We start from the raw sequence: 25,781 nt of genomic DNA on the forward strand, positions 1-25,781 counted from the left end.
TCCAGAAACGGCTAGCGCCGTCGCGCAACACTTCTCCTCTCACGCATCCGTAAACGTCTGCCCTCGGCTGTGCCCCCTGGCCAATGGCGGAGGCGTCTGCGATTCGCTGAAATCGGCTGTCCAGCACCAATTGCGAATCTCCGGCATGTCTTCGAAGTGTTCGCGTATCCAGGTGTGATGCTTGCGTAACTGACTTTCGAAAAAATGCACCGCATCCAGACTCTGCGCGCGTAAACGCGGTACGTGGCTCAATGCGTCGATGGCCAGGTGATAACGGCTAAGGCGATTGAGCACCACCATGTCGAATGGCGTGGTCGTTGTACCCCGATCACTGAAACCACGGACATGAAAGCGCGCTTCGTTGGCGCGGCCATGAACCATGGAATGGATCACCCAGGTCGAACCGTGAAAGGCGAACATCACCGGCGCCTCACGGGTAAACAAGGCCTCGAACGACACATGATCCATGCCGTGAGGCCGATCTTCAGGGACGCTCAGAATGCCCAGGTCAACGACATTGACCAGCCTCACGCGAATACCCGGCACGTGTTTTTGCAGCAACCAGGCGGCCGCCACCGCTTCGGTGGTCGGTACATCGCCTGCACAGCCCAGCACGACATCCAGCGGCTCACCGTTGTCACTGCCTGCGAAGTCCCAGATCGACGCCCCTTGCGAGCAATGTTTGAGCGCCGCGTCGAAGTCCAGCCATTGAAAGTCCGGTTGCTTGCCGCAAGTCACGACGTTTATGGTGTTGCGGCTGCGCAGGCAATGGTCGAAAACGTTGACCAGGCAATTGGAGTCTGGCGGGTAATACACCCTCACCACATCGGCTCGGCGCTGCAAGACGTTGTCGACGAACCCGGTGGACTGATGGCTGAAACCGTTGTGGTCGTTACGCCAGGCGTGGCTGCTGATCAGAATGTTGAGGGAGGCCAGCGGACGCCGCCAGGCAAACTCGCGGCTCTGCTGCAACCATTTGGCATGCTGAGTGACCATCGAGTCGACCACTTGGGCGAACGCCTCGTAGGTCGACCACATACCGTGTCGACCGGTGAGCAGATAACCCTCCAGCCACCCTTCACACAGGTGCTCACTGAGCACCTCCATCACCCGACCATCGCTTGCCAGGTGATCGTCAATCTCCAGACACGGCCCTGGTGCAGTGCGGTTGCTGGCTTCGAACACGGCGTTGAGTCGGTTGGAGTTGGTCTCGTCAGGCCCGAAGACACGAAAGTTGTGCGGGTTATTGCGCATCACATCACGCAAGTATTCGCCCAGCCGGCGTGGGGCTTCGGCGATGACCTGACCGGGGCCCGGCACTTCCAGTCCATAGTCGGCGAAGTTCGGCAGGTCCAGCGCCACCAGCACGCGTCCACCGTTGACACTCGGTACAGCGCCCATGCGTAACGCTGGTGGCGGGGTCAGTGCCTGAAGCTCGGGCATCAACCGGCCGTTCTGATCGAACAACGTCTCGGGCGAGTAACTGCGCATCCAGCGCTCCAGTTGCTGGAGGTGCTGCGGGTTACCGATGACATTGGCCAACGGCACCTGATGAGCGCGGAAGGTGCCCTCCACCGGCACACCGTCCACGACTTTCGGCCCGGTCCAGCCCTTGGGGCTGCGCAGGATAATCATCGGCCACCGCGCACGCGCAGCGCCCCCTTCCTTTCTGGAGTGCGCCTGTTGTTCGCGGATCGCGTCATAACAGGTATCGAGCGCCGCGGCAAAGCGCTGATGCATGCCTGGCAGGTCATCCCCCGCGACGATGATGGGCTGATAACCCCGCCCCCGGTACAGCTCAATCAGTTGCTCGTCCGGCAAACGCGCTTCGACCGTCGGCCCGGAAATCTTGTAGCCATTGAGGTGCAGGATCGGCAGCACGGCACCATCCCGACGAGGGTCGAGAAAGTGCACACTTTTCCAGCTGCCTTCCAGCGGACAGGTTTCAGCTTCCCCATCACCTATGACGCAGGCCACCAGCAAGTGGGGATTGTCGAAGACAGCGCCAAAGGCGTGCATCAGCGAATAGCCCAGCTCTCCGCCTTCATGCAGGGAGTTGGGTGTGTGCGGGCCGCAATGGCTGGGGATGCCCCCGGGGGTGGAGAAGCTGCGAAAGAAACCCAGCATGCCCTCTTCATCGGCCGGGATGTCGGGGTGCACCTCGCTGTAAGTACCTTCCAGCCAGGCGCAGGCGTTCATGGTCGGGCCGCCATGGCCTGGACCGGAGATGAAAATCGTCTCGATGTGCCGGTCGCAAATCAGGCGATTGAGGTGCACATAGATAAAGTTCTGCCCAACCGACGTGCCCCAATGCCCCAGCAGTCGAGGCTTGATGTGCTCGGCCAGCAACGGCTCGCGCAGCAGCGCATTGGCCTTCAGATAGATCTGGCCGACGCACAGGTAATTGGCGGCATTCCAGTAACGATGCAGGCGTGACAGCAGATCGGCGTCCAAGGGGCCTGCTTCGCTCCCCGGCCGTTCAGGCTGCGTGGCCGATTCAGCGTCCGACTGTTCGGCACTGGAAAGCGTTGAGTTGAAGTGATACATGGCGACTCCATAGGGTGCAATGCACAAGCCTTGCGACTCGCAGGTTTCAATGGGTGGAAGGGCGTGAACGGGTTCAGGTGCGGTCGTGCAGCAGACCGAGCGCATGACGGGCGATGACGGCGTTCTCGTCGGTAGCAATCGTCCAGGCCGAAACAGCGCTGTCAGGGAGCGTCAGCCGGGGCGCAGATTGGGTGACTGGCTGAGTCGCTACAGCCCCGTCGCGCTTGAGACCCAGCCAGGCGCAACCGTCAAGAATCGCGTCGCGCACCTGGGTCGCGTGCTCACCGATGCCACCGGTAAAGACCAGCGCATCCACACCGCCCAGGATCGCGGCCAGGCTGCCTATCTCGCGCACTACACTGCGTACGAACAAAGCGATGGCCTCTCGGGCTTCGGGGGCATGACTGGCAGACAGCTCGCGCATGTCACTGGAGATGCCACCGGACACGCCCAGCAGCCCGCATTCGTGATACAGCAAATGCTCCAGCGCCTGCACACTCATGCCCTGCTCGCGCATCAGGTACAGCAGCACGCCGGGGTCCAGGCGACCGGGGCGCGTCCCCATCAACAGACCGTCCAGGGTGCTGAAGCCCATGGTGGTGCCGCGACTGACCCGGTTGTGCATCGCGCACAAACTCGCGCCATTGCCCAAGTGCGCAATGATCGTCCGTCCTTCGGCTGCACGCTGATCGTAATGCGGGAGCACGCTGGTGATGTATTCGTAAGACAAACCGTGAAAGCCATAGCGTCGAAGGCCCTGCGCGGTGAGCGACGCAGGCAAGCCAAAACGGGTTTCGAGCGCGTCCAGAGTGTGATGAAACGCGGTGTCGAAACAGGCGAATTGCGCCAGCCCGCGGTGCTCGCGGCTCAAATAGGCCATGGGTGCCAGACACAACGGCTGATGCAGGGGCGCCAGCGGAACAAGCGCCTGCATGTCAGCCATGAGCGCAGCATCGACCCGCGCCGCCACTTGCGTGCGGCTGCCCCCATGCACAACACGATGAGCGGCAGCGCAAAGCTGCCCGTCCGTGTGGCGCTCGATCCAGTCCATCAGGTTGACCAGCGTGCCGCTGTCTGGCGAGGTATCGTTGCGAGGCCATTCCTCACGCTTTTGCGCAACACTGCCAGTGTTCTGGAAGATCAGCCTTTCGGTGTCTTTGCGCACCTCGAAACTACCGTTGCCCAGGCACTGCGGCCCGGACGCGGCCAGCGCAGCAGCGTTGTATAAAGAGAACTTGATGCTGGAGGAACCGCTATTGAGCACCAGCAGCACGGGCTGCGATCGATCCGTCATGGAGCACTCCGTCAATGGCTTGGTGGGTTCGCACCGGCGAAACCTTGCTCACTGCAAACAACCGGGGCCAGTCTGATCGTCGCAATCACGGCGGTATTGATCTGGATCAGAAAGCCACAACACACTGGGCGTAGAGATAGGAAGGACGAGCTGTTTTCACTTGCGCATCGACCTTCCAAGGAGTCCCCCATGAGCGTGCTACCCCTTCACCCCTCTTCTGCCGAAGGCAGCACCACACCCAAAAAGTCTGCCGTGTCCAGGCTCGGGATCGATCACTGGGTAGTGCCTCTGAATGATGGCAGTCACGTGCTGATTCGCCCGCTGAAAGCCGAAGATAGAGAGCGTGAGTTTGCATTCATCAAGAACCTGTCACCGGAGTCGCGGCATTTTCGCTTTCTGGTCACGATGAAGGAGCCGGGGGAGCCATTGCTCGATCAACTGATGGACATCGACTACAAGCAACGGATGGCGTATATCGCCCTGCACATGGATGATGGTCTGTTGACGGAGATCGGCGTGGCCCGCTACGCCGCAGACGACAGCACGCAGTGCGAATCAGCGATAGCCGTTGCTGACGCCTGGCAGCGCAAGGGCCTCGGTAGACAACTGATGGGGCACTTGATCAACGCTGCGCGCCTCAATGGTTTTCAGCACATGACGTCCATGGACTCCGCCAGCAACTCACCCATGCGTCACCTGGCCAGAGCGTTGGGTTTCACGTCCGGCGGTGACCCGCTGGACGCTACTCAAATGATGTACCGGTTGAAGCTGAACTGATGCCGGCAACCGCCACGCCTTGCATCAGAGCGCAGGCAGGCGCGGGTTCAGCGCCAGCAGGCTGCATGACAGATGATGAGCGACCTGCTCGGTGGTGCTGCCCAACAACGTGTCGACACGATTACGGTGCATCGTACCCATGACAATCACATCGATGCCCTCGGCCAGAACAAACGCACTGATCACCTTCGCCGGGCTGCCCATGATCACGTGCCTGCATTCATCGGGCACACAAAACAGGCCTGCCAACTGATCAAAGGCTTCTTGCTCGGTCTCATACAACGTGTGCTCCAGGCTCGTTGAAAAACCCAGATCACCCGCCGACGCAAAAATGTAGGTCATGTCCTGGGCGTAAAGCAGATGCAATTCAGCGTCGCACTGCGCGGCCAGCTTCTCGGCGCTCTTGATGATGACTTCGTTGACGTTGCCGAACTGCTCCTCGGTCCGGTAAGGATCGACCGCTGCCAGTATCTTGCGCGGCAGCGCATGGGCCACTTTCGATACCAGGTGCAACGGCACCGGACAGTCATGCAGCAGGCGGATATCCAGAGAAGTGAACATGGCTCGCGTCAGCCAGGACTCGTGCCCGAGGTCCTTGATCACCATCGAGGGCTTGATCTCGTGCACATGCGCCATGATTTCATCCAGCGGGCGCGTGACCCAGACGACCTCTGTGGTCACCTCCACACCTGACTGGCGTATCAGCTGTGCCTGCTGCTCCAGCCATTGTCGGTGGCTGCTCAGATAACCATCACGCATCTCGCTCAACGCCCTCTCGTTGAGCAGTCCAGCCGTGGCCAGACCCTCGACATAATCGAACGCGACAATATGCAACGACGCACTTTTAGCCCCAGCCAGCGCCCCGGCGCGTTCGAACGCCGGGGTCCTGCTCATCAAGGGTGACGCAATCAACATTAAACGCTCTGACTCAAACACGGAGCACCTCACTGACACGGGTGGCGATCACACGGCTGAAAACGGATCGTGGGAATACTGCCCGTTCATTCTCGATGGCCTCTCACGAGGCTGTTTGACTTAAATCAACAACGGCGAAGAGGTCACAAACCCATAAAAGCCGGACACACGGCCCCGCTCATCCACATTTGAAATGCCTGCTATCACTGCGCGCTCGACGCGCCTATGCTGATTTGAACAAGGAGCACCCTATGACCGCCCATCTGGCAGCCATCAACGGTTTGCGTCTCAAGGCAGAGTGCTCCAGTTGCGGTGTTCGAGAGCTGTGTCTCTCAGTCGGCATGAGCCATACAGACACGGATCGTTTCTCCGCAATCATTCCTCAGCCGATCAAGGTGAAGAAAGGCGCGGCGCTTTATCACGCTGGCGATCCGTTGCGGTCGCTCTACGCAGTGCGTTTCGGTTTTTTCAAAACCACGATTTCTTCGCAGGACGGGCGGGACCAACTGACCGGTTTTCAGATGTCGGGAGAGTTGCTGGGCTGCGACGCAATCAGCGATAACCGCCACGTGTGCGACGCCATTGCGCTGGAAGACAGCGAAGTGTGCCCCATTCGCTTCACCCATCTTGAACAGCTGTCGCGAGAGCTGCCCTCACTGCAACACAACCTCAATCGCGTACTGAGCAAAGAGATCGTTCGCGACCATGAGATGTTGCTGCTGCTGGGCAACCTCAACGCCGAAGAACGCATGGCCGCCTTCCTCCTCAACCTGTCTGGCCGAATGAACAGCCGAGGCTATTCCTCCACAGCGTTTGTGTTGCGCATGACCCGGGAAGACATTGGCTCCTACCTTGGGCTACGACTTGAAACGATCTGTCGCGCCATCGCCAACCTGCGCAATCTGCACATCGTCAGCATCTCCGGACGCCGGGTAGAAATCCTCGACCTGCATCGCCTGCAGGCATTGATCCACGGGTGCAGCTACCGCGCAAAAAGCCTGTGAATCAGTCTGGGCGGGAAATCCTCCGATGATCGCCATCACACTGATCAATATTCTGATCATCACCACGGTGGTCATCGTTCATTACGAATGCCTGCTGCGCCTGAACGGGCTGATGCCCAGACTGATTATCTGGCACCGGTTCAGGATGGTGTTCGGCGTACTGGGCGCGCTGGCCGCCCACGCCGTCGAAGTCTGGATATTCGCACTGGGCTATTACCTGATGAACCGCTCGGATTCACTCGGTCGCCTCACCGGTAACTTCGACGGCAGCTTCATGGATTCGGTGTACTTCTCGTTCACCACGTTCACCACCATCGGTTTCGGTGACATCACGCCCACTGGCCCGCTCAAATACCTGACAGGACTCGAAGCCCTGACGGGGCTGGTACTTATCACTTGGACAGCTTCCTTCCTGTTTATCGAGATGCAGAAGTACTGGGGCACACACGCCAACCGCGTGGAGCGACGCCGATAAGCAGACGGGCCGTTGTGCTGCAACGCGCTTTAACTGACAAAACTCAATGTTTGAACTGCAGGAGGGTATTCAATGCTGTGATTGCGGCACGGGATAAACAGCCGCGTCGTCCATCATCAAGAGGATTGAGCATGAGCGACCTGACGTTGCGTAGAACGATTCTGGACGAGCTTGAATTTCTGCCTCACATCGATGCGGGCGCGATTGGCGTCACGATAGATAACGGTGTGGTGGTGCTCAGCGGCCATGTGAAAACCTTCGCCGAAAAAATCGCGGCCGAGCGCGCAGTCAAGAGCGTCAAAGGCGTCAGAGCAGTGGCTGAAGAACTCGAAGTGCGGGTGCCGAGTGATCTCTACATCGACGACAGCGTAATCGCCTCGCGCTGTCTGGACCTGATTCGCTGGAACGCGATATCACCCGACCTGGCCGTACAGGTCAAGGTGCAGCAGGGATGGGTCACGCTTGAAGGCGATGTGGAGTGGCAGTACCAGAAAGAAGCCGCACAAAAAGCCATCAACACCCTTGCAGGCGTCGCGGGCCTCGATAACCGGCTGATCGTCAAACCCAGAGCCGCTGCCCTGGACATCAAGACACTGATCGAGCAGGCCCTGGCACGAAGCTCGGAACTGGATGCCAGCACAATTCGCGTTACCGCCGAAGGCAATCAAGTGAAGCTCGAAGGCTACGTTCACCGCTGGCGTGAACGCAAAGCGGTCGAACATGCCGCCTGGGCAGTACCAGGTGTAAAGAACGTGGACAACCACCTTCTCATCAACTGACCGACTGTCTGCCGACCGGGTCAGCGGGCCGATAACAGCGGAGCTGCACATTGACCGGACTAGGCTGCAAAAGACATTCCCCTCGTTCATCCGGAGCTACTCGCATGCCCTACACAGCAGACATCCTCAAACGCTTCAAAGAAGACACTGACGAGCTGGTCGACGGGTCCTGGGTCGAGAAGCTACGCGATGGCACCCCGATGCTGATTCGTCAGTTGGTCGATAAAGACCGCGACCGGGAGTTCACCTTCCTGAATGACCTGGGAAAGGGCATGGCGCATTTTCGCTTTCTGGGGTCGTTCAGCAAATATGCAAAAGTGCACGATCAACTTATGGACGTCGACTTCCACAATCGCGTGGCCTACATCGCACTGGCCTTTGAAAACGATGAGCTGACCGAAATCGGCGTAGCGCGTTACGGTGCCTTTGAAGGCGACGCTCATTGCGAGTTTGCCATTGCGGTTTCCGAAAGCTGGCAACGTCGCGGCGTGGCGACAGCGTTGATGAAGCACCTCATGGAAACGGCGACGAGTGAGGGTTTCAGCAAAATATCGTCGATGGACGCGTCCGGAAATCTGGCTATGGACGGGCTGGCCACGAGCATAGGCTTCACCCGTTTCAAGGATGAACAACACGGGCCCAGAGTTTTTCATGAGTATATTCTGGCGCTGTGAGCGAGCACGTCAGGCATGACCAACGCGCCGGTTATGAGCGATGCACAATTGCACCGCCCATAACCATTCGTCGCCTGTCATTCTGGCCGATCCCATGCCTGCGATCAGCCCTTGTCCTTCACAGCCCCCGATCTGCATGCAGCAGGGATGCATTGACGCACATCACATCCTGAAGGATGACCTCGAATCTCCTTGCCGAGCCGATTGCAGCAATTCTCGCATCACTATATGCTGCGCCCCAGATTCGAAAAAAACACTACATAAGGGATTTACGCCTCGACATCGCGCATTCACGAGCCGGTTGACCGGACGGCGAGTTTATCGAAAAACAGGCGTAATTCCCGCATCAAAGTCAGTCACGCACGCACAAGAGCCGGAGAAAATCTGTATAATCCGCGCTCGCTCAAGGGTACTCAAATGACCATTTGCAAAAGCAAACCTGGCTTGTCTGAAAGCAACCTCGAGTTTTCGATCTGCTCGCCTGTGAGGCACAGCCTCGGCAGCACATTCAAAGAGCGACCGGCACACTCATAAGCCGGCCGATCGCGACAACAGACCCCGAGTTAAAAATTCCATTGCCAGCGCACGTTCAGCGCGACGCTGGCAGCCCATACTTTGAAAATCCAACAGGGGTGCCACAGGCAACCCCTCAGGCAGGAGACGTACACCATGCTTAGCTGGGACGAATTCGATAAGGAAGACGGCGAAGTAGTCGCCAAAGCGACCAACGCCGGTCATGCCAACGAAGCCAACATGGATCGCCTCGATAGCGCCGGTGGCCTGGCTGCACAGGAAGCCCGCGCCGTGACCGCGGCCGACTCCGCTGCCCTGATCCGCGCCAAGAAAGCGCTGGACGCACTGGACGTCGCTGAAGGCCTGGCCGAACTCGAAGGCGCCAGCGCCCGCGTCGCCGTTGACGAAAAAATGATGATCAACTGCCGCGCCGACCTTAACCAGCTCGTACCTTTCAAGTACGACTGGGCCTGGCAGAAGTACCTGGACGGTTGCGCAAACCACTGGATGCCGCAAGAAGTCAACATGACTGCCGACATCGCCCTCTGGAAAAACCCGGAAGGCCTGACCGACGACGAGCGCCGCATCGTCATGCGCAACCTGGGCTTCTTCTCCACTGCCGACTCGCTGGTTGCCAACAACCTGGTGCTGGCCGTGTACCGCCTGATCACCAACCCGGAGTGCCGCCAGTACATCCTGCGCCAGGCCTTCGAAGAGGCGATCCATACCCACGCCTACCAGTACTGCATCGAATCGCTGGCCATGGATGAAGGCGAGATCTTCAACATGTACCACGAGATCCCGTCGGTCGCTAAAAAAGCAGCCTGGGGCCTGAAGTACACCCGTTCGATCTCCGATCCGAAGTTCGAAACCGGCACCGTCGACACCGACAAAGAGCTGCTGCGCAACCTGATCGCCTACTACTGCGTACTGGAAGGCATCTTCTTCTACTGCGGCTTCACCCAGATCCTCTCCATGGGCCGCCGCAACAAGATGACCGGCGTCGCCGAGCAGTTCCAGTACATCCTGCGCGACGAGTCCATGCACCTGAACTTCGGCATCGACGTGATCAACCAGATCAAAATCGAAAACCCGCACCTGTGGGATGCCGAGATGAAAGAAGAAGCCACGCAGATGATCCTGCAAGGCACCCAGCTGGAAATCGAATACGCCCGCGACACCATGCCCCGCGGCGTACTCGGCATGAACGCTGCGATGATGGAGGACTACCTGAAATTCATCGCTAACCGTCGTTTGAGCCAGATTGGCTTGAAGGAAGAGTATCCAGGGACGACCAACCCGTTCCCTTGGATGAGCGAGATCATGGACTTGAAGAAAGAGAAGAATTTCTTTGAAACGAGAGTGATTGAGTATCAGACTGGTGGGGCTTTGAGCTGGGATTGATTCGCATTAGTCCAGCAATATACAAAGAAGGTCGCCGAGAGGCGGCCTTTTTTATGTAATGTGAAAAGTCATTTAAGAATTTTCTGACCTAGGTAATCGTATAGGTAGCCAAGACGCTCGTCCATTTCGTACAGTTGTAGGAGATTTTTCCTACAAGGATGGCAACGTGGCGATTCCAGCTGTTGAAAAGAAAGCGATTGAACAGGCACTGAAAAAATTCGATAAAGAGCTCAGAAAGCAGCCTGATTGGGCTACATGGGAATCGAATAGGTCACATAAGTTTGCTATCCGAGTTGAGGATCAGCTGTACCCTGCGAAAAAAATCGTTTCTCTCGCCACCGGCATAGCGGTTCACGACTTTACTGGAGGTAGACCTACAAATGGATATCTTCGTGCTCGCGGGTTTGAGATCGTAGATCTACGTAAATCACCAAGACTTGAGTTCGTAAAGGGAGAAATATATGACCGAAGGTCTGAGATTCATGCGCCGTTCGGCGGTAGTTTTCAAAGCGGGATAGCACCATCAGATAAAGCACCTGCAGTATTTTTATTCACTGGTTCGTCAGGCGAACAATACGGGTATCGGGATGAGATCGATGCGAGTGGTGTTTACTCGTATACCGGTGAGGGTCAGATTGGGGATATGACTCTAACTAGGGGTAATTTAGCTATTCAAAAACACGCAGAAACCGGTCGAACTTTACACCTTTTCAAAGCGCTCGATGAGCGGAAAGGACAGCAATACATTGGTGAGTTTTCATGCGCAGATATCTCGTGGACCGACGGACCAGATCGAGAAGGCACTACACGAAAAGTTTTAATCTTTCATCTAATCCCTGTAATAGATCTGCTAGCAAACGAAGAAAGCCCGAGCGAATTTCTGCAAGAAGACCAACAAGAAATTGAAATAGAGATACTCCGCAATCGCGCATATGAAGCAACCGTTGCGCTGCCTAGCAAAGGCAAGATGACGGCTATTCGTACAGTGTATGCTAGAAGCCGAGCAGTAAAAGACTATGTGTTACGACGAGCTAATGGGGCATGTGAAAGCTGCGAGAAATCTGCTCCTTTCATCACAAAAAAAGAACAGCCTTATTTAGAACCGCACCACATAAATCGCTTATCAGATGGCGGCTTAGACCACCCACAATTTATAGCAGCTCTCTGCCCGGCATGCCATAAAGAAATTCACTACGGAAAAATGGGCGAGCAGAAAAATGAGATGCTTAAGCAAATAATCTCATCAAAAGAATCTCCTTGGCTAGCGAACAAAAACAATTATTAACTTTGCTAAACTAGATTTTCACACATCACTAACCCAGAGCACAGACGGCTTAGCCAACCGACTGTGGCGGTGTAATGGTCGTGAGTTTCTAAAACCAAATAACTATCAAGCAATCCTTATTCGCACAACTTCAAGCTTAATCCAAGCTGCCGAGACCCAATGCACTCCAAAAATCGGAAACCCCTGACAGCCCCTCCCTCCCCTGTCCGATATCGACACGTTGCCAGCGCCGGTATCGTATGCGCCGGTGCCTAAGAAACACCCAACGTAGATGCAGTGAGTTCACGCATAGCTTCAGATTCCAATCGTTCTAATTGAACGGGGAATCTCGGCTTTGCTGATCCGCTCAGTTGGGGTTTCTTACGCCCGCTCTGCGTTGGTCTTTAACGTCATTTCAGCTCATACGTAGAGGTCAGCATGTTAAACAATCTATTCCGGGGCAGTGCTCGTCAGGCACAAGAGGTTTTTGCCGGCTTCACCCCAACCCCCTTCCACCGCCACAACCGCCAACTCCTTGCCCTCCTCCTCGAAAACCAACCCTGGTTCAGTGCCCGCGATCTGGGTCGCATGATCGGCTGGCCATTGAACGAGCGAACCCTACGCAAGCTGGACGCTGACCAGCACCGGATGATCACGCTCGACCTGCACGGCGAAGCGCAGTCAGAACTGATGGTCAGTGAGTCGGGGGCTTACGCGATGATGGTGCATCACTACCATGCGGAGAATCGCGGGTTGCGGCAGTGGCTTACCCATGAGGTGGTGCCTGCGTTGCGGGATGGGCAGGTGCCGTTCGATGACTGCACGCCGAACCTGAGCATGCTGCAGTGGCCGGGGTTGTCGGTGAGTATGTTGCACTGGCACAGCGAGCCGTGGATACGGTTGCGGGATATGCCGATGCTGTTGGCGCATCCGCAGATGCAGGTTGAGTCGCGTCCGCGCAGTTTGGGCAGGCCTTGGTGGCGGGCGGTGCTGCCTGCCTCTCGGCTGGGTTGAATGCGTGGTGATGGCCGTGCCATGTGGGTGACGGCCATTGTGTCTCGTCGGATCAGTCTTTCAGGCGGCGTCGGTAGTCGTTGATCATTTCTTTGGTGACGTCCTCCTTGTAGCAAATCGGTTCCTCACCACCTTCACGGCTATACGCACTGCGCTTGCCGCATCGGCTGCCGTTACGCGCAGAGTTGTAAGGGCAAGGACAGTTGCCGGAGTAGCCATCGATGGATTCCTGGATGATGGCTTTGACGATTGAAGCGTCTGTTACCTGGGTTTCTCTGGCCTGCACGGTGAAGGCGCAGAGCAATGCGAGTATGGCGAAGAGGCCTGTCCCTGTCTTTTTCATGGCTATTCCCTAGCGAGTGCAGACGAGCGTCTGTTGCAAGGTTTTACCATGATGGTATTGGGCCATCAAATTTTGTTTTTTGAGGTGATCTGGTGGAGGCATGGATAGGCCAAGCCTGAAACTTGGTTCGCAGAGGATGTACCGCATGCACAGGTTTTGCTGCCGGTTCCCGGCAGAAGCTTGGACTTATGAGTGATCCAGCATTCGCGTGATGGCTTGGATGTGACGCAGAGCGTCACGAGATGCGTGCCAACGCGGAGCATTGGCACGATAGTCATACGGTGCGTATGGGCACGATAGGTATTACCGAGTGCCTGCGGGGCTACTACACCCCGCAGGCATCCCCCATCAGAACTGCCAATCCAGCGACAGACCCACACCGTGGGTTTTATCCCGCGCACCCAGCAAACCGTTGTAGTCCAGGTTGATGCGTGCGTCCCTGCCCAAGGCCAGGCTGGCGCGGGCGCCTACTACGGCGGCGTCGCGGTCCATGGAGACGCTTTGCACGTTGAAGCTGTTGCCGGCGCTGGCGAAGGCTAGGTGTTGTTCCGACGAGGTGTCGCTCAGGTTGTGCTGCCAGCCGAGGGTGGCGGAGACGTCGAGTTTTTGTGTGTCGTTGAGGTTGAAGCGGTTTCCGGCGCGCATGCCCAGGGTCGAGAGCACGGTGTCGCGTGTGTCGTCGCTGCCTTTGAGGGCTGTGGCGCCGCCTTTTTCGGTGAAGCTGTCGCTGTCGAAGTGGACGTAAGCCAGGTTGGCGAATGGCTCCAGTGCCAGCGGTTGCAGGTTCAGGCGGTAGGCGGCTTCGGTGAACACCTGGCTCGACTGGGCGTCGCGCTTGACCTTCTGACGGTCGGAAAACGCGCCGAATTGCAGGTCGCGTTTCACATCGATGCGGTGCCAGCTGTGCGATGCGCCTGCGGTGAGGCGCAGTGCGCCCTGTTCGTGGCCGATGTAGGCGCCAAGGTGGTAGCTGTCTGCTGATGCCCGCGAGTGGGTGTCGTCGCCCAGGCTCAGCGAGGTGTCGCTGTAACCTGCCATCGCGCCCAAACGGGTGTGCTCGCTGATCAGGCCGTCCATACCGGCAAGCAGGCCGCCCAGCGATGAGGTCGAGCTGGCGCTGTCACTGCTGCCACTGTTTTTGCCCCAGGCACCCAGCGCCTTGACCCACACCGAGCTGTCTTCAGTGCCCGGTGCTGGCTGGTCGTACAAGCCTTCTACGCGCAGACGATCACCCACGGCGTCGCGCAGTTGGCGGCTGTCGTTGATCAGCTGTGTAGCGATGGCCGGATGCACTTCGCCCGACAGCTGGGTGAATGCGCGGCGTGCGCTGGCAGCGTCCTGGCTGAGGATGATGCCCTCGTAGACCGAGTTGCCCGCACTCAGTTGCTCGATGGCCTGGGCCACGCTGCGCTGGTTGTCGGTTTGTGCGGCGCTGGCGAAGCTGTCGCCGTTACGTGCAAGGGCCAGTGTCACGCCTGTACCGGTATAGGCCAGGTTGCCGTCCAGGAAGGTGTAGTTATCGGTCACCGAGCCGAACTGACCCTGAACGCCGCCAGTCGCCTGCAGCACGTTGAACTGCTGACCGACCACGCTGCGGGTCTGGTTGCTGCTGAGCAGCGCGGGGTTGTCGTTTTCCAGAGACAGGGCCATGCTGGCGCCGCTCACGGTCGCGGTGCCGCCGACCACGATGCGGTCGCTGGCGGTGGGCGAGAATTCAACCGCGTAGGTCGAGCCCGGTGCCAGGTTGAGGTCGCCCGCCACTTGCAGCGTGCCGATGGAGTTGCCCGGCGCGACGGTGCCGCCCCGGTTGGCGTTCAGCGAGGTGACGCTGCCATTGCCACCCAGTATGCCGCCGTTATTGACGATGACCGCAGAGGCCAGCGAGCCGTTGATCGCTAGGCGTCCTTGATTGACCAGCGTCGGGCCGCTGTAGCTGTTGGCCCCGCTCAACACCAGGGTGCCGATGCCTTGTTTGGTCAGGCCGCCGTGGCCGGAGATGTTGTTGCTCCATACGTCCAGCCCGCATTGCGGCCCGCTGCAGGTGCGTTGGGTCGGTTTGCCGGCATCGACAATCGCACCGACACCAGGCAGGTCAGCCACAAACTGGCTGTCGCCGTAGGCGCCGTCGATACGGAACTCGGCAGGAATGTCCGCTTCGGTGACGAACATGCTCGGGCCGTTGACCGCCTTGCCGAGGTTGATCATGCCCCAGCCGTACAGCGCGTCGACACCCGGTGCGCCAAGATCGGTGGCGGTGGTTTTCAGGACGTCGGCGACCTGCGCGCCGGTCATGTAAGGAAAGCGCTCCATCAGCACAGCCATGCTGCCTGCGACGTGAGGCGCGGCCATCGAGGTGCCGTTCTTGTTGGCCCAGCCGACGGTCAGGTCTGCCAGGCTGGTGCCGTTGAGGACAGAACTATAGATGCCCGTACCGGGTGCAGAAACGCAGAAGCTGGCGGTGTAGCCGCAACGTGAGGAAAACGTACTCAGGGTGTACGGCGTGGCCACGGCTGCGGCGGCGTTGGGGTTCCGTTGCAGGGCAGCGACGGTCAGCCAGTTGGGGGCGATGTCTGGTACGAAATAGCCGAGCCCGGCCATCGCGTCGGGGTTGTTGAGGTTGTAGTCGTTACCCGCAGCGAAAATGGTGACAACGCCGCTGCGTGCGGCATCGATAGCGCCCTGGTACGCACCGCCCGGACGCGTGCCAAGGATCTGGCGAATCTGGTCGAACTGCACTTGCGCGTCCTGCACGGTGAAGTGCGGGAACGCCGGATCGCGCCCGCCCTTAGTGAAACGGTCGGTAATGCCGATGCCCCAGCTGTTGTTGATGACCCGCGCGCCGCTGTTGACCAGCGCGTTCCAGCCAGCCTGATACACCGCGCCGTCGTTGCCCAGTACGATGCCGTCTTCCGGGCCCGGGTCGCCGTTGTCGGCGCTGATGATTTGCGCGTTGTAAGCCACGCCGTGCATCGGACCGCCGTCGCGATTGCCACCGGCGATGCCGCCGACGTGGGTGCCGTGGTTACCGAGTTTGCCGCCGGAGTCCAGGCTCGGTGCGCCGTCGTAACGGAAAGCGTCGCCCGCCTTCACCGGGATGTACGGGTCGGTGTATTCGCGGATGCCGCTGGTGACCAGATTGACCACCTTGTTGGGGCTGTCGAATTCCGGATGCGGGGCGTAGACCGGCTGGTCGAAGATGCCCAGTTTGACGTCTTTGCCGCTGTAGCCAGCGGCGTAGGCCTGATCCGCGTTGATCGCGCCCAGGCCCCAGTCGGCATTGAACTCGGCACTGCGCCAGCTGGCGGCATTGCCCGCCTGCCCTGCTTCCACATACGGTGCGGCATGAGCCGCGCCCAGTGTCGCCAGGTAGCAGGCGAGCGCGCCACAGGAGGCGCGATTGACCGCCCGAATGGCTTGTCTTAGGGGTTTGACAGAGGTGTGTCGGGTGCTGAATGCATCTCTCATGAAAATTACCGTCCTTAGTTAACGCGCACGAATCTCCGCGCGCATGCATCTGCATGCGCGTCGTTCTTTTGGGCTTAGGCTCTGTACGAAAAGTCGGCGAGCGAAGGTCAGGCAAGGCAAAAACAGGCGAGGAAGCGGAGTCTACGTGTTGTAAATGAGCATTCCGAGCCTGTTTTTAACGAAGCATCACCGAGCGCAGCCACTTTCCGTACAGAGCATAGGGTTGCGTACTGCTTAGAACTGCCAATTAAGACTCAGGCCGACACCGTGACTTTTCTCACGACTGGCCAGCTGGCCGCTGTAATCGAGGCTGATCCTTGCCTCCTTGCTCAACGCCAGACTGGCGTGAGCACCGACCAGCGCGGCATCGCGCACCAGCGGCGAGCTTTCGATAGCGAAGCTGCTGCCACCGGAGGCAAATGCCAGATGCTGTTCGGAATCGGTGTTGCTCAGGTTGTGCTGCCAGCCGAGGCTGCCGGACAGGTCGACCTTCTGACGGTCGCTGATCGCGATGCTCTTCAGGGCACGCAGGCCCAGGGTACTGAGTACCGCATCACGGTTGTCGCTACCGGCAGACAGGGCTGCGGCGTCGCCCTTCTCGGTGAAGCCATCGGTGTTCAGGTGGACGTAGGCCAGATTGGCGAACGGCTCAAGCGTCGCGGGTTGCAGGTGAATGCGATACGCCGCCTCGGTGAACACTTGAGTGCTCTGCGCATCGTGTTTGGTTTTCTCCTTGCCCGCTGCGCCGCCGACCTGCACGTCGCGTTGCGCGTCGATGCGATGCCAGCTGTGTGCGGCGCCGAGGGTCAGGCGCAGCGCACCGATTTCATGGCCGAGGTACGCGCCCAGATGGTAGCTGTCCACCGACGCCCGGGAATGCGTGCCGGAGCCCATGTTCAACGAGCTGTCGCTGTAGCCAGCGACGACGCCCAGACGGGTGTCATCGGCAAGGTTGCCATCGACACCGGCCAGCAGCCCGCCAATCGAGGAGGTGTAACCGGCGGTGTCGTCACGCGAGTCGGTCTTACCCCATGCGCTCAGGGCTTTGAGCCAGACGTTGTCTTGTGCGGCAGTGTTGCCATCGTTGCCGAACACGCTGGCACCCAGACGCTCACCTACGGCATCCCGGACCTGACGGCTGTCGTTGATCAACATACTGCCGATGGCCGGGTAAATTTCACCGGACAATTGCTGGAAGCTGTTGCGTGCCGAGGCAGCGCTCTGGGTAAGCAGCAGGTTTTCATACACCGCATTACCGGCGCCGAGCTGTTCGGCGGCAGTCGCTACAGCCGCCTGGTTAGGGGTTTGCGCCACGCTGTTGAAAGCGGCGGTTTGCTCGACGTTCAGTGCGACCGCGTTGGCTGCGTAGTCGAGTCGGCCACCGAGGAAGGCGTAGTTGGAAGTGACGCTGCCAAACTGGCCGTTGATGCCATTGGCGGCTTGCAGCACATTGTACTGGCGACCCACCACGCTTTGGACTGGTGCAGCACTCAAGGCCACTGGCGTTGCATTCTCCAGCGCCAGCGTCATGTTGGCGCCTGACACGGTAGCGCTGCCGGTAGCGACGATGCGGTCACTGGCGGTTGGCGAGAGCTCGACGGCGTAGGTTGAACCCGGCTCAAGGGTGACATTGCCATTGACCTGCAATGTACCGATGGAGTTGCCCGGCGCGACGATACCGCCGTTGCGCGCTGTCAGCCCGCCGATCTGGCCGTTGCCGCCCAGTGTGCCGCCGGCATTGACCTGCACGGCTGACACCAGCGACCCATTGACCGACAGCACGCCGCCATTGACCAGTGTGTCACCGCGATAGGTGTTGGCGCCGTCGAGAATCAGGCGGCCTGCGCCGGATTTGATCAGGCTGCCCTGATACTGGCGTTGCACAGCCGCGGCGGCGCGAGCAGTGCCGGTGGCGTAATCGGCCTGATCCTGCTGGCTGGCGGTGCTGGCAACGCCGTTCTGCCAGCCTTTGCTGATCAGCGTCTGCTGCCAGGTGGCCTGCTCGGCGCTGTCCTCGGCCTGACGCTGGATCAGCGCTTGATCGGAAATATTATTGCTCCACACATCCGTCAAACCTGCGCCCAGGTTAGCGTCGAAGGTGCCGAGCAATTGGCCCGGACCGCGCATTGCCCGCTCCAGGTTGGCCACACCCCAGCCGACGCTGTTGGTCGGTGCCTGGGTGATCGAACCGTCGAGCTGAGTGGCGGTGGTCAGCAGCACTTGCAGCGCCTGCTCGTTGGTCATGTACGGGAAGCGCTCCATCACCAGTGCTAGCGCGCCAGTGGCATGCGGCGCGGACATGGAAGTGCCGGATTTAATGCCGTAGCCACCGCCCGGCACGGTGCTGTTGACGAGTCGACCGGGCATAGTGATGCACCAGTATTTGGACAGGCCGCACTGGTTGTAGCGTTGACCGTTGCTGCTGTCGAGACCCGACACGGCCAGCCAGTGGCCTTCAAGATCCGGCTCGAAAAAAGGCAGCGACGCCCGCACGCTGGCGTTGGCGTAACCGCTGTTGCCTGCACTGAAGACGTTGATCACGCCTTTGCGCGAGACATTCGCCGCTTCGTCCAGCCAGGTGCCGCGGTTGTAGTGCTGAGCGTAGGCAGCGCGCACGCCCGCTTCGGTGGCGTAGGTCACGTCGGCCGGCTGGCTGCCCCAGCTGTTGTTGATGGCGCGCACGCCGGCATCCGCCAAGGCGCCGTACACCGCCTTGAAGTACTGCGGGTCCGGGTTGGGGCCGAACAGGAAGCTGTCATTCTGGTTGGTGTTGCCGACGTAGATCTGCGCGTTGTACGCCACGCCATGCATGCCGACGCCATCGCGCGCCGCGCCCATGGTCCCGGTGACGTGCGTGCCGTGGGTGTCGTTGTTCGGGTTGATAGCACCGGTGATGCTGAACGGCGAGCCGTCAACGTAGGTGCCGGTAGCGGTGACTGCGTGGTAGCGGGACGGCGTGGCTTCCGGGTGGGACGGGTCGAAGCCCGAGTCCAGCGCACCGATCTTGACGCCTGCCCCGGTGATGCCAGCGGCGTAGGCCTGATCAGCCTGAATGCGGCCCAGACCCCAGTCGCTCTGGAATTCTGCCGAGCGCCAGCTGGCAGCGTCACCCGGCTTGCCCTGCTCGACATAGTCAGCATAAGCCGAGCAGCCAACTGTAAAAGACAGCGCACAAAACGCGCCGGTTGCTACAGACTTGAACGAATAACGGACAACACTCACCCACTTCGACTTTTGCATCCCTGCACACCTGATACTGGTTGGCTCTTGATTGAGCGATTCCAGAACATAGTCCGCAGTGTAAAACTTGGCAACAGTTTTATTTCAATTCTGATACAAAGGTTAAGACATAAGGATAATGCATCGCCGGGCATATATTTCAGTGATAGATAATTGAATTCATTGGGTTTGTTTTTATTTTTATTGTTCAGATGAGTTACTGGATAGTGGCCATTTAATTGCACGCGATTTATTTTTCTCGCGCGCTAGCTAATGTTTCCAGTGACAGTTGCCAACAGCGTTACATGTCTGAGGGCGCCAAAACTTGTCTGGCAATAATAAATATCCATTCGGAGATTCATGGAAAAAGATGACGCAGAGCGTCATGAACGGCATGCCCACGCGGAGCGATGGGCACGATAAGTGGCGCGCGCGTGGTAATGCCGTTCAGGACGCTCCGCGTCCTATCCAAGGCGTGGCCTGCTTAGCGGCGGAACCAGGTATTTGCGCCACGACGAGATGCCTGCACCATGCTGCCCTGATCGCGACCCGACCCAAGGCACTCCCATGGCACGCAACACGGCCTCTGCGCTGAAATCACTGATCAAGACACTGCGCGGTTTATTGAGCCGGGTTGCAGGAGGCACACCGAGCCAGCGACAGCACCCGGAGCCCGTTACGCCTGCAGTGCACTCGCCTGAGCCGCAAGCGCCGGTCAGAACCCGCCGCGCCAAACCCGACAAGAAGCCCCGTCAACCTGCGCCGCCAACACCCACGGCAAAGCCTGCGGCGCCTGCGTGTCCGCACTGCCGGAAAACCATGGTGATCAAGGTGGCGCGCACCGGCAAGAACGCGGGGGAATTCTGGGGTTGTGTGGCCTACCCGACATGCCGGGGGATCCGACCGATCTTTCGCTAAACGCCAGACCGGTCGCTCCTCAAAAGCGCCACTTAGCTGATGTTGGCCAACAGCTCGCGCGCCATGCGCCGATGCTCTTCATCAGACTCGTCAATGACCTGCTGAAGGATTTCACGGGCCGATTCGAGATCGCCGTCCTCGATCAGCACTTGCGCCTGATTGATCTGGCTGAGCGGCGGTTCTTCCAGATCCAGCAGGTCGAAATCAGCGTCATCGTTCATGAAGCTGTCGAGGAAATCGTCACTCAGGCCGTCGGCGGCAGATGGCACAAGTACTTCGACTGGCTCAACCACCTCGGGCTCGGAGAAATCACTGAGGAACTGTTCGTCCGAGAGCTCGAAGACTTCCGGCAACTGGGTCAGGTCCGAAGAAAAACCGGGGTCGACTTCAGCCGGCGCTGGTGTAGCGGCAGGCTTGGCGCGCGTCGGCGGGCTGTCGAAAGGGTCGACCAGATCCCAGTCGGCGTCCATCGACAGGTCGTCCAGGTTCAACTGAAACTCATCGGCGTGCTGCGGGTTCAGCGCGGCAGCCGCGCTTTCATCCAGCTGCGCGGCGGGTTCTGGCTCAGCTTCGGGCTGCAGGTAGAGCTCAGGCTCAGGCTCGGATTTATCGAAAGACAATGTGCTGGCTGCCACCGCGACAGCCGGGACGACCGCCGCAACGGGAGCGATCTCGGCAGCCTTGAGCTGCGGGAAGCGATCGCGGATGTCCTGAATGGTCTGCGGATCGACGCCGTGCTCCAGCGCAGCCTGTTCTTCGCGAACGAAACCAGTGCCGTCGCCCTGTTCCGCCAGCAACTCCAGCAGGCGAATGCGTATGTCATCGCGCTCGGGCTGGGTTTCCAGGGCGCTGCGCAGAATACCCATCGCCTCGGTGAAGCGTCCGTAGGCGATGTAAATGCTCACGCCATCCAGCGCATCCGGAGCAGCGCCGGGCGAGCGTTGTGCTGGCGATGGCTTGGCCGGCGCCGGCGTCGATGGGCTCTGCACCACGGGCTGCGGCGCAACAGCAGGCACTTCGAACACCGGAAGCATGGATGCCTGAGCGGGCTTGATCAGTTGGTCATCCGGGGTGGCGGCGAGCGCCGCTGATTCCTTGCGCTGCTGACGTCGTTTCGAATAGGCAAATGCCACCAGCAAAAGCACGATCAATACGGCAGCGATCAGTATCGGCAGGCTGAGGAATGAATCGCTGCCCGATGCAGCAACAGGTTGAGCAGGCGCGGCAGGCGCAACTGCAGGTGTGGCGGGTGCTGGCGTGACTGTTGCCGGTGCAGCTGGCGTGGTAGTTGGCGTGGCAGCGGATTGCGCAGCGGCCAGATCACTGCGCAAGGCGATGATCTGTTTGTCCTTGCCACTCATCTCTTCCTGCAATTCCTGCGTCTGCGCCTTGAGCGCCTCCAGTGACTGAGTCAATTGCTGGTTTTCGATGGCAGCGGCCGACAACTGCTCGGCGGTACGCTGCAATTCGACAGGCTTTGGCGACGGCGCCGTAGCGCTTGCGGCAGGCGCTGCGGCGGTCGGCAGCACTGCGGCGTCCGGCAGCAACAGGTCCTGGCCGACTTTAAGCGCAGAACCGGCACCTGCGGCGAAGGCCTGCGGATTGAGCGAACGAATACCGTCCGCCAGCTGGCTTGCCGACACCTTGTTGCCCGGTCCCTGCAAGCGGCTGGCGATACCATTGAGCGTGTCGCCACTGGCCACCGTATAGCGTTTGCCCTGCACGGCCGCCGGTGGCGCGACCGGCATGCGGCTTTCCGAAGCGGAGGTGGCCGAGCGCTGCTGGTTGCGGCTGCGCGTGGCAGCCAGGCCTTGCGCCGAGGTGGCAGGATCGAGCAGCAGCGTGTATTCGTGCAGCAAATCGCCATTCGGCCGCGCCAGCTGGACGAGAAAACTCAGGTAGGGTTCGGTGACCGGCTTGCTGGAAACCACCCGGATCACGCCGCGGTCACCACGCAGGGCCGGGGTGAAGCGCAGGTCATTGAGAAAGAACACACGCTCTATTCCGGCCTTGGCGAACGCTTCGGGTGATGCGAGCCGGGCGACCACGTCTTCATTGCTCAGACCGCTGGTTTCCAGCAACTGAATCTCGGCATTCAACGGCTGGTTGAGCGCCGAGTGTAAAGTGATTTCACCCAGGCCCAACGCAGATGCCAGCGTGGAGCAGGTCAGCAACGAAACCGCCAACACGCCCTTGCCAAACGCCTCGCGCGCCTTGCGGCCTGCACCTTCGACAGCAGCCAGTGAACTCTTCAGCATGCGAACCCTTATGGAAACCACGGCAGGCTTCTCACGTAATCAGATGGACGTCAGTATCCGTTTAACGATTATGGTTGAGAATGCGCAGCTTCGTCTCAGGATCTTTCCAGATTGGCGAGAATCTGCGAATGCACGCGCATGCTGACGCGCAGATCCTCTTCGCTCACGCCCTCGAACAACTCGATACGCAATACATTGGCGATGTTTTCAATTTTTTCGATCAAGGGCAATGCCGTGTCACTGAGCAGGATCTTTTTCGCACGTCGATCCTCGAGCACCGCCTGACGCTGCACCAGGCCCTGTTTTTCAAGACTGTCGAGCAGACGCGCCAGAGTGGGGCCTTCTACGCCCACGCTTTGCGCCAGCTCGCGCTGGGTGGGCGGTTCGGTGAAGCGCGCGAGGTGCAGCAGCACCAGCCAGCGAGCCTGAGACAGGCCAAGATCGGCCAGCCTGCGATCCAGCTCGGCACGCCAGCCTCGCGTGAGGTGTCCGAGTTGCATCCCGAAACGATGTTCATCAGTCATTGGCATAAGGAAACTCGTGATTAAAACTAATTATTAGCGAGCTAAGCATGGTCCTTATGTTCAAGCAAGCACGGGACGGTGACGCTCCGCCGCACGCCGTTATACCTCAAACTCCGATTGCAGCGCTGCACGTACGCAATACAACACACCCTCCGGCACCCGCCCGGCAAACTGCTCGGCAATCGCCGACACTGGCGGCAGTTCCCCTTCGCCATCGAGAAAGGCATCCTGCACTTCACCCAGCAGGTCCTCCGGCAAGTCCAGCGCCTGCTCGATGGATAACTGCTGCTTGCCGATGGCTTCGGCCAGCAGGGTGTAGACATTCTTTTCCGAGCACTGCAACTGACCGGCGATCTGCGTCGGGGTCATGCCCGCCCGCGCCAGACTGATCAGTTCGTGACGCACATCGGCGACCACCCGTGGTGCCTCGGCCTTGCCGCTGAGTACTTCGAGAAAGGCTTCGCCATAACGCTCCAGCTTGCGCGCACCGACGCCGCTGACCTTGGCCATCTCGGCCATCGATCCGGGTTTGCTGCGCAGCATTTCCAGCAGGGTCGAGTCCGGGAAAATAACGTAAGGCGGGACGCCGTGCTCTTCGGCCAGCTTGCGCCGCAGCGCGCGAAGGGCTTCCCACTGCTCGCGCTCTTCGCCACGCACCAGTTGACTGGCCGGGCTGCCGGAGCTGCTTCTCGATGTGGTTTGTGGCTTGAGGTCCTGGCGCAGTTCCAGAGAAACTTCGCCACGCAGCAGAGGCCGGCACGTGTCGCTGAGGCGCAGGCCGCCATAGCCTTCAAGGTCGATGTCCGCCAGACCGCGCGCAACCAGTTGGCGGAACAGCGAGCGCCACTCGGACTCGGTGCGCGCTTTACCGACGCCGAACACCGACAGGTGCTGATGACCGAAGCTCTCTACCTTGTCATTGGACTTGCCGAGCAGCACGTCGACCAGATGGCCGACGCCATAACGCTGGCCGGTACGGTAGATGGCCGACAGCGCCTGACGCGCAGGCTCGGTGGCATCCCAGGTCTGCACGCCATCGACGCAGTTGTCGCAATGGCCGCACGGGTTGGGCATGTCTTCGTCGAAATAGGCCAGCAGGGTCTGTCGACGGCAACGGGTTTCTTCGCACAGGGCCAGCATGGCATCGAGCTTGTGCTGCTCCAGCCGCTTGTGACGCTCGTCGCCTTCGGAGTTCTGCAGCATCTGCTTGAGCATCAGCACGTCTTGCAGACCGTAGGCCATCCAGGCATCGGCGGGCAGGCCATCACGCCCTGCCCGGCCGGTTTCCTGGTAATAGGCCTCAAGCGATTTGGGCAGGTCCATGTGCGCGACAAAACGCACGTTGGGCTTGTCGATGCCCATGCCGAACGCAATGGTGGCGACCATGATCAGCCCTTCCTCGTTGAGAAAGCGCTTCTGGTTGGCCGCCCGGGTTTCGGACGGCAGACCCGCGTGATAAGGCAGCGCGGGGTAGCCGTTGTCACTGAGAAAGACGGCGACCTCATCGACCTTCTTGCGTGACAGACAATAAACGATACCGGCGTCGCTGCGGCGCTCGGAAAGGAAGGCCAGCAACTGTTTGCGCGGCTGTTCCTTGGGCACGATGCGATAGAAGATGTTGGGCCGGTCGAAGCTGGACAGAAAGCGCTCGGCGTTCTGCAGGTGCAGACGCGTGACGATTTCTTCGCGGGTGCGCTTGTCGGCGGTGGCAGTCAGCGCGATGCGCGGTACATCCGGAAACAGCTCGGCCAGTTGTCCCAGTTGCAGGTATTCAGGGCGGAAGTCGTGACCCCATTGCGACACGCAGTGCGCTTCGTCGATGGCAAACAGGGCGATCTTGAGGTTTTGCAGGAACGACAACATGCGTGGCTGGACCAGACGCTCCGGGGCGAGGTAGAGCATTTTGACTTCGCCCAGACGAATGCGATTGGCCAGGTCGCGCTGCTGCTCGGCACTGAGGGTCGAGTTGAGTGCAGCGGCCGATACGCCCAGTTCATCGAGCGTCGCAACCTGGTCGTCCATCAGCGCGATGAGTGGCGACACGACCACGCACAGCCCGTCGCGCAATAGCCCCGGTACCTGAAAACACAGGGACTTGCCGCCACCGGTGGGCATCAGCACCAGCGCATCGCCACCGCTGGCTACACGCTCAATAATGGCACCCTGGCGACCACGAAAGCTGTCGTAACCGAAGATGTCTTTAAGTACGCGTTGTGCCTGCTCAAGCATAAAAAACCCCGGAATATCCTGCTGCACTGCAAAACGGGGGAGTATACCCGAGCACTTGAGAGCAATGGATGACTGGGACATGAGCGGTCGAAATTAACTGCAATTGGCCTGCGCGCTGGCGCCACGGACGCTCAGGGCCTAGAATCCAGCATCGTTTATTTTCAA

At 59.5% G+C, this 25,781-nt stretch carries 18 protein-coding genes; 9 read left to right on the forward strand and 9 right to left on the reverse strand.

The window, feature by feature from the left end:
• Positions 1 to 39: 39 nt before the first annotated feature.
• On the reverse strand, positions 40 to 2,547 hold the full coding sequence (locus tag GE543_RS20270; protein ID WP_153222228.1) for a phosphoketolase family protein: 2,508 nt from the start codon (positions 2,545 to 2,547) through the stop codon (positions 40 to 42).
• Positions 2,548 to 2,620: 73 nt separating this feature from the next.
• Positions 2,621 to 3,841 carry an acetate/propionate family kinase gene (locus tag GE543_RS20275; protein WP_153222229.1) on the reverse strand — a complete coding sequence of 407 codons (1,221 nt, stop codon included), beginning with the start codon at positions 3,839 to 3,841 and terminating at the stop codon, positions 2,621 to 2,623.
• Between the two features lie 189 nt (positions 3,842 to 4,030).
• Here GE543_RS20275 and GE543_RS20280 point away from each other — a divergent pair, with 189 nt between their 5' ends.
• On the forward strand, positions 4,031 to 4,618 hold the full coding sequence (locus tag GE543_RS20280; RefSeq protein ID WP_178118645.1) for a GNAT family N-acetyltransferase: 588 nt from the start codon (positions 4,031 to 4,033) through the stop codon (positions 4,616 to 4,618).
• 24 nt (positions 4,619 to 4,642) lie between these two features.
• Here GE543_RS20280 and GE543_RS20285 read toward each other — a convergent pair whose 3' ends face one another.
• Positions 4,643 to 5,533, reverse strand: coding sequence for a universal stress protein (locus GE543_RS20285; protein WP_153222230.1), 891 nt, complete (start codon positions 5,531 to 5,533; stop codon positions 4,643 to 4,645).
• 251 nt (positions 5,534 to 5,784) lie between these two features.
• Here GE543_RS20285 and GE543_RS20290 point away from each other — a divergent pair, with 251 nt between their 5' ends.
• The 7 genes from GE543_RS20290 (at position 5,785) to GE543_RS20325 (ending at position 12,660) form a co-directional block, all read left to right on the forward strand.
• The gene (locus GE543_RS20290) at positions 5,785 to 6,537 is read left to right on the forward strand and encodes a helix-turn-helix domain-containing protein (protein ID WP_024648692.1); all 753 of its coding nucleotides are present in this window, start codon (positions 5,785 to 5,787) and stop codon (positions 6,535 to 6,537) included.
• Between the two features lie 25 nt (positions 6,538 to 6,562).
• Complete coding sequence (locus GE543_RS20295) at positions 6,563 to 7,012, forward strand: potassium channel family protein (RefSeq protein ID WP_003418224.1); 450 nt, start codon at positions 6,563 to 6,565, stop codon at positions 7,010 to 7,012.
• 131 nt (positions 7,013 to 7,143) lie between these two features.
• Complete coding sequence (locus tag GE543_RS20300; protein ID WP_153222231.1) at positions 7,144 to 7,791, forward strand: BON domain-containing protein; 648 nt, start codon at positions 7,144 to 7,146, stop codon at positions 7,789 to 7,791.
• Positions 7,792 to 7,895: 104 nt separating this feature from the next.
• The gene (locus tag GE543_RS20305; protein ID WP_153222232.1) at positions 7,896 to 8,465 is read left to right on the forward strand and encodes a GNAT family N-acetyltransferase; all 570 of its coding nucleotides are present in this window, start codon (positions 7,896 to 7,898) and stop codon (positions 8,463 to 8,465) included.
• Between the two features lie 669 nt (positions 8,466 to 9,134).
• The gene (locus GE543_RS20315; protein WP_003393710.1) at positions 9,135 to 10,382 is read left to right on the forward strand and encodes a ribonucleotide-diphosphate reductase subunit beta; all 1,248 of its coding nucleotides are present in this window, start codon (positions 9,135 to 9,137) and stop codon (positions 10,380 to 10,382) included.
• Between the two features lie 166 nt (positions 10,383 to 10,548).
• Positions 10,549 to 11,667 (forward strand): HNH endonuclease signature motif containing protein, encoded by a 1,119-nt coding sequence (locus GE543_RS20320; protein WP_099315153.1) that lies wholly within the window; start codon positions 10,549 to 10,551, stop codon positions 11,665 to 11,667.
• Between the two features lie 417 nt (positions 11,668 to 12,084).
• Positions 12,085 to 12,660, forward strand: a complete 576-nt coding sequence (locus GE543_RS20325) for a Bro-N domain-containing protein (RefSeq protein ID WP_153222233.1) — start codon at positions 12,085 to 12,087, stop codon at positions 12,658 to 12,660.
• A gap of 52 nt (positions 12,661 to 12,712) precedes the next feature.
• Here GE543_RS20325 and GE543_RS20330 read toward each other — a convergent pair whose 3' ends face one another.
• From GE543_RS20330 to GE543_RS20340, 3 genes are all read right to left on the reverse strand, one after another.
• Positions 12,713 to 13,003: a hypothetical protein gene (locus GE543_RS20330; RefSeq protein ID WP_060400948.1), complete on the reverse strand. Its 291-nt coding sequence runs from the start codon at positions 13,001 to 13,003 to the stop codon at positions 12,713 to 12,715.
• Between the two features lie 348 nt (positions 13,004 to 13,351).
• The gene (locus GE543_RS20335) at positions 13,352 to 16,468 is read right to left on the reverse strand and encodes an autotransporter serine protease (RefSeq protein WP_153222234.1); all 3,117 of its coding nucleotides are present in this window, start codon (positions 16,466 to 16,468) and stop codon (positions 13,352 to 13,354) included.
• A gap of 234 nt (positions 16,469 to 16,702) precedes the next feature.
• On the reverse strand, positions 16,703 to 19,708 hold the full coding sequence (locus tag GE543_RS20340) for an autotransporter serine protease (RefSeq protein ID WP_153222235.1): 3,006 nt from the start codon (positions 19,706 to 19,708) through the stop codon (positions 16,703 to 16,705).
• Between the two features lie 546 nt (positions 19,709 to 20,254).
• Here GE543_RS20340 and GE543_RS20345 point away from each other — a divergent pair.
• Positions 20,255 to 20,605 (forward strand): topoisomerase DNA-binding C4 zinc finger domain-containing protein, encoded by a 351-nt coding sequence (locus GE543_RS20345; RefSeq protein ID WP_153222236.1) that lies wholly within the window; start codon positions 20,255 to 20,257, stop codon positions 20,603 to 20,605.
• Positions 20,606 to 20,637: 32 nt separating this feature from the next.
• Here GE543_RS20345 and GE543_RS20350 read toward each other — a convergent pair whose 3' ends face one another.
• The 3 genes from GE543_RS20350 to recQ form a co-directional block, all read right to left on the reverse strand.
• Entirely contained in the window at positions 20,638 to 22,863 is a 2,226-nt protein-coding gene (locus tag GE543_RS20350; RefSeq protein ID WP_153222237.1) for a FimV/HubP family polar landmark protein, read from the reverse strand.
• A gap of 95 nt (positions 22,864 to 22,958) precedes the next feature.
• Positions 22,959 to 23,393, reverse strand: coding sequence for a MarR family transcriptional regulator (locus GE543_RS20355; protein WP_003363288.1), 435 nt, complete (start codon positions 23,391 to 23,393; stop codon positions 22,959 to 22,961).
• Between the two features lie 93 nt (positions 23,394 to 23,486).
• A complete protein-coding gene (gene recQ / locus GE543_RS20360; protein ID WP_032699329.1) occupies positions 23,487 to 25,616 on the reverse strand; it encodes a DNA helicase RecQ in 2,130 nt (709 codons plus the stop codon).
• Positions 25,617 to 25,781 lie beyond the last annotated feature (165 nt).

The organism is Pseudomonas sp. SZ57 (assembly GCF_009495975.1).
Taxonomy (GTDB): Bacteria; Pseudomonadota; Gammaproteobacteria; order Pseudomonadales; family Pseudomonadaceae; genus Aquipseudomonas; species Aquipseudomonas syringae.

Bases quoted from the DNA above. Each gene is read 5' to 3' on its own strand.
- GE543_RS20270 (WP_153222228.1), bottom strand. From the start codon at position 2,547: ATGTATCACTTCAACTCAACGCTTTCCAGTGCCGAACAGTCGGACGCT.
- GE543_RS20275 (WP_153222229.1), bottom strand. From the start codon at position 3,841: ATGACGGATCGATCGCAGCCCGTGCTGCTGGTGCTCAATAGCGGTTCC.
- GE543_RS20280 (WP_178118645.1), top strand. From the start codon at position 4,031: ATGAGCGTGCTACCCCTTCACCCCTCTTCTGCCGAAGGCAGCACCACA.
- GE543_RS20285 (WP_153222230.1), bottom strand. From the start codon at position 5,533: ATGTTGATTGCGTCACCCTTGATGAGCAGGACCCCGGCGTTCGAACGC.
- GE543_RS20290 (WP_024648692.1), top strand. From the start codon at position 5,785: ATGACCGCCCATCTGGCAGCCATCAACGGTTTGCGTCTCAAGGCAGAG.
- GE543_RS20295 (WP_003418224.1), top strand. From the start codon at position 6,563: ATGATCGCCATCACACTGATCAATATTCTGATCATCACCACGGTGGTC.
- GE543_RS20300 (WP_153222231.1), top strand. From the start codon at position 7,144: ATGAGCGACCTGACGTTGCGTAGAACGATTCTGGACGAGCTTGAATTT.
- GE543_RS20305 (WP_153222232.1), top strand. From the start codon at position 7,896: ATGCCCTACACAGCAGACATCCTCAAACGCTTCAAAGAAGACACTGAC.
- GE543_RS20315 (WP_003393710.1), top strand. From the start codon at position 9,135: ATGCTTAGCTGGGACGAATTCGATAAGGAAGACGGCGAAGTAGTCGCC.
- GE543_RS20325 (WP_153222233.1), top strand. From the start codon at position 12,085: ATGTTAAACAATCTATTCCGGGGCAGTGCTCGTCAGGCACAAGAGGTT.
- GE543_RS20330 (WP_060400948.1), bottom strand. From the start codon at position 13,003: ATGAAAAAGACAGGGACAGGCCTCTTCGCCATACTCGCATTGCTCTGC.
- GE543_RS20335 (WP_153222234.1), bottom strand. From the start codon at position 16,468: ATGAGAGATGCATTCAGCACCCGACACACCTCTGTCAAACCCCTAAGA.
- GE543_RS20340 (WP_153222235.1), bottom strand. From the start codon at position 19,708: ATGCAAAAGTCGAAGTGGGTGAGTGTTGTCCGTTATTCGTTCAAGTCT.
- GE543_RS20345 (WP_153222236.1), top strand. From the start codon at position 20,255: ATGGCACGCAACACGGCCTCTGCGCTGAAATCACTGATCAAGACACTG.
- GE543_RS20350 (WP_153222237.1), bottom strand. From the start codon at position 22,863: ATGCTGAAGAGTTCACTGGCTGCTGTCGAAGGTGCAGGCCGCAAGGCG.
- GE543_RS20355 (WP_003363288.1), bottom strand. From the start codon at position 23,393: ATGCCAATGACTGATGAACATCGTTTCGGGATGCAACTCGGACACCTC.
- recQ (WP_032699329.1), bottom strand. From the start codon at position 25,616: ATGCTTGAGCAGGCACAACGCGTACTTAAAGACATCTTCGGTTACGAC.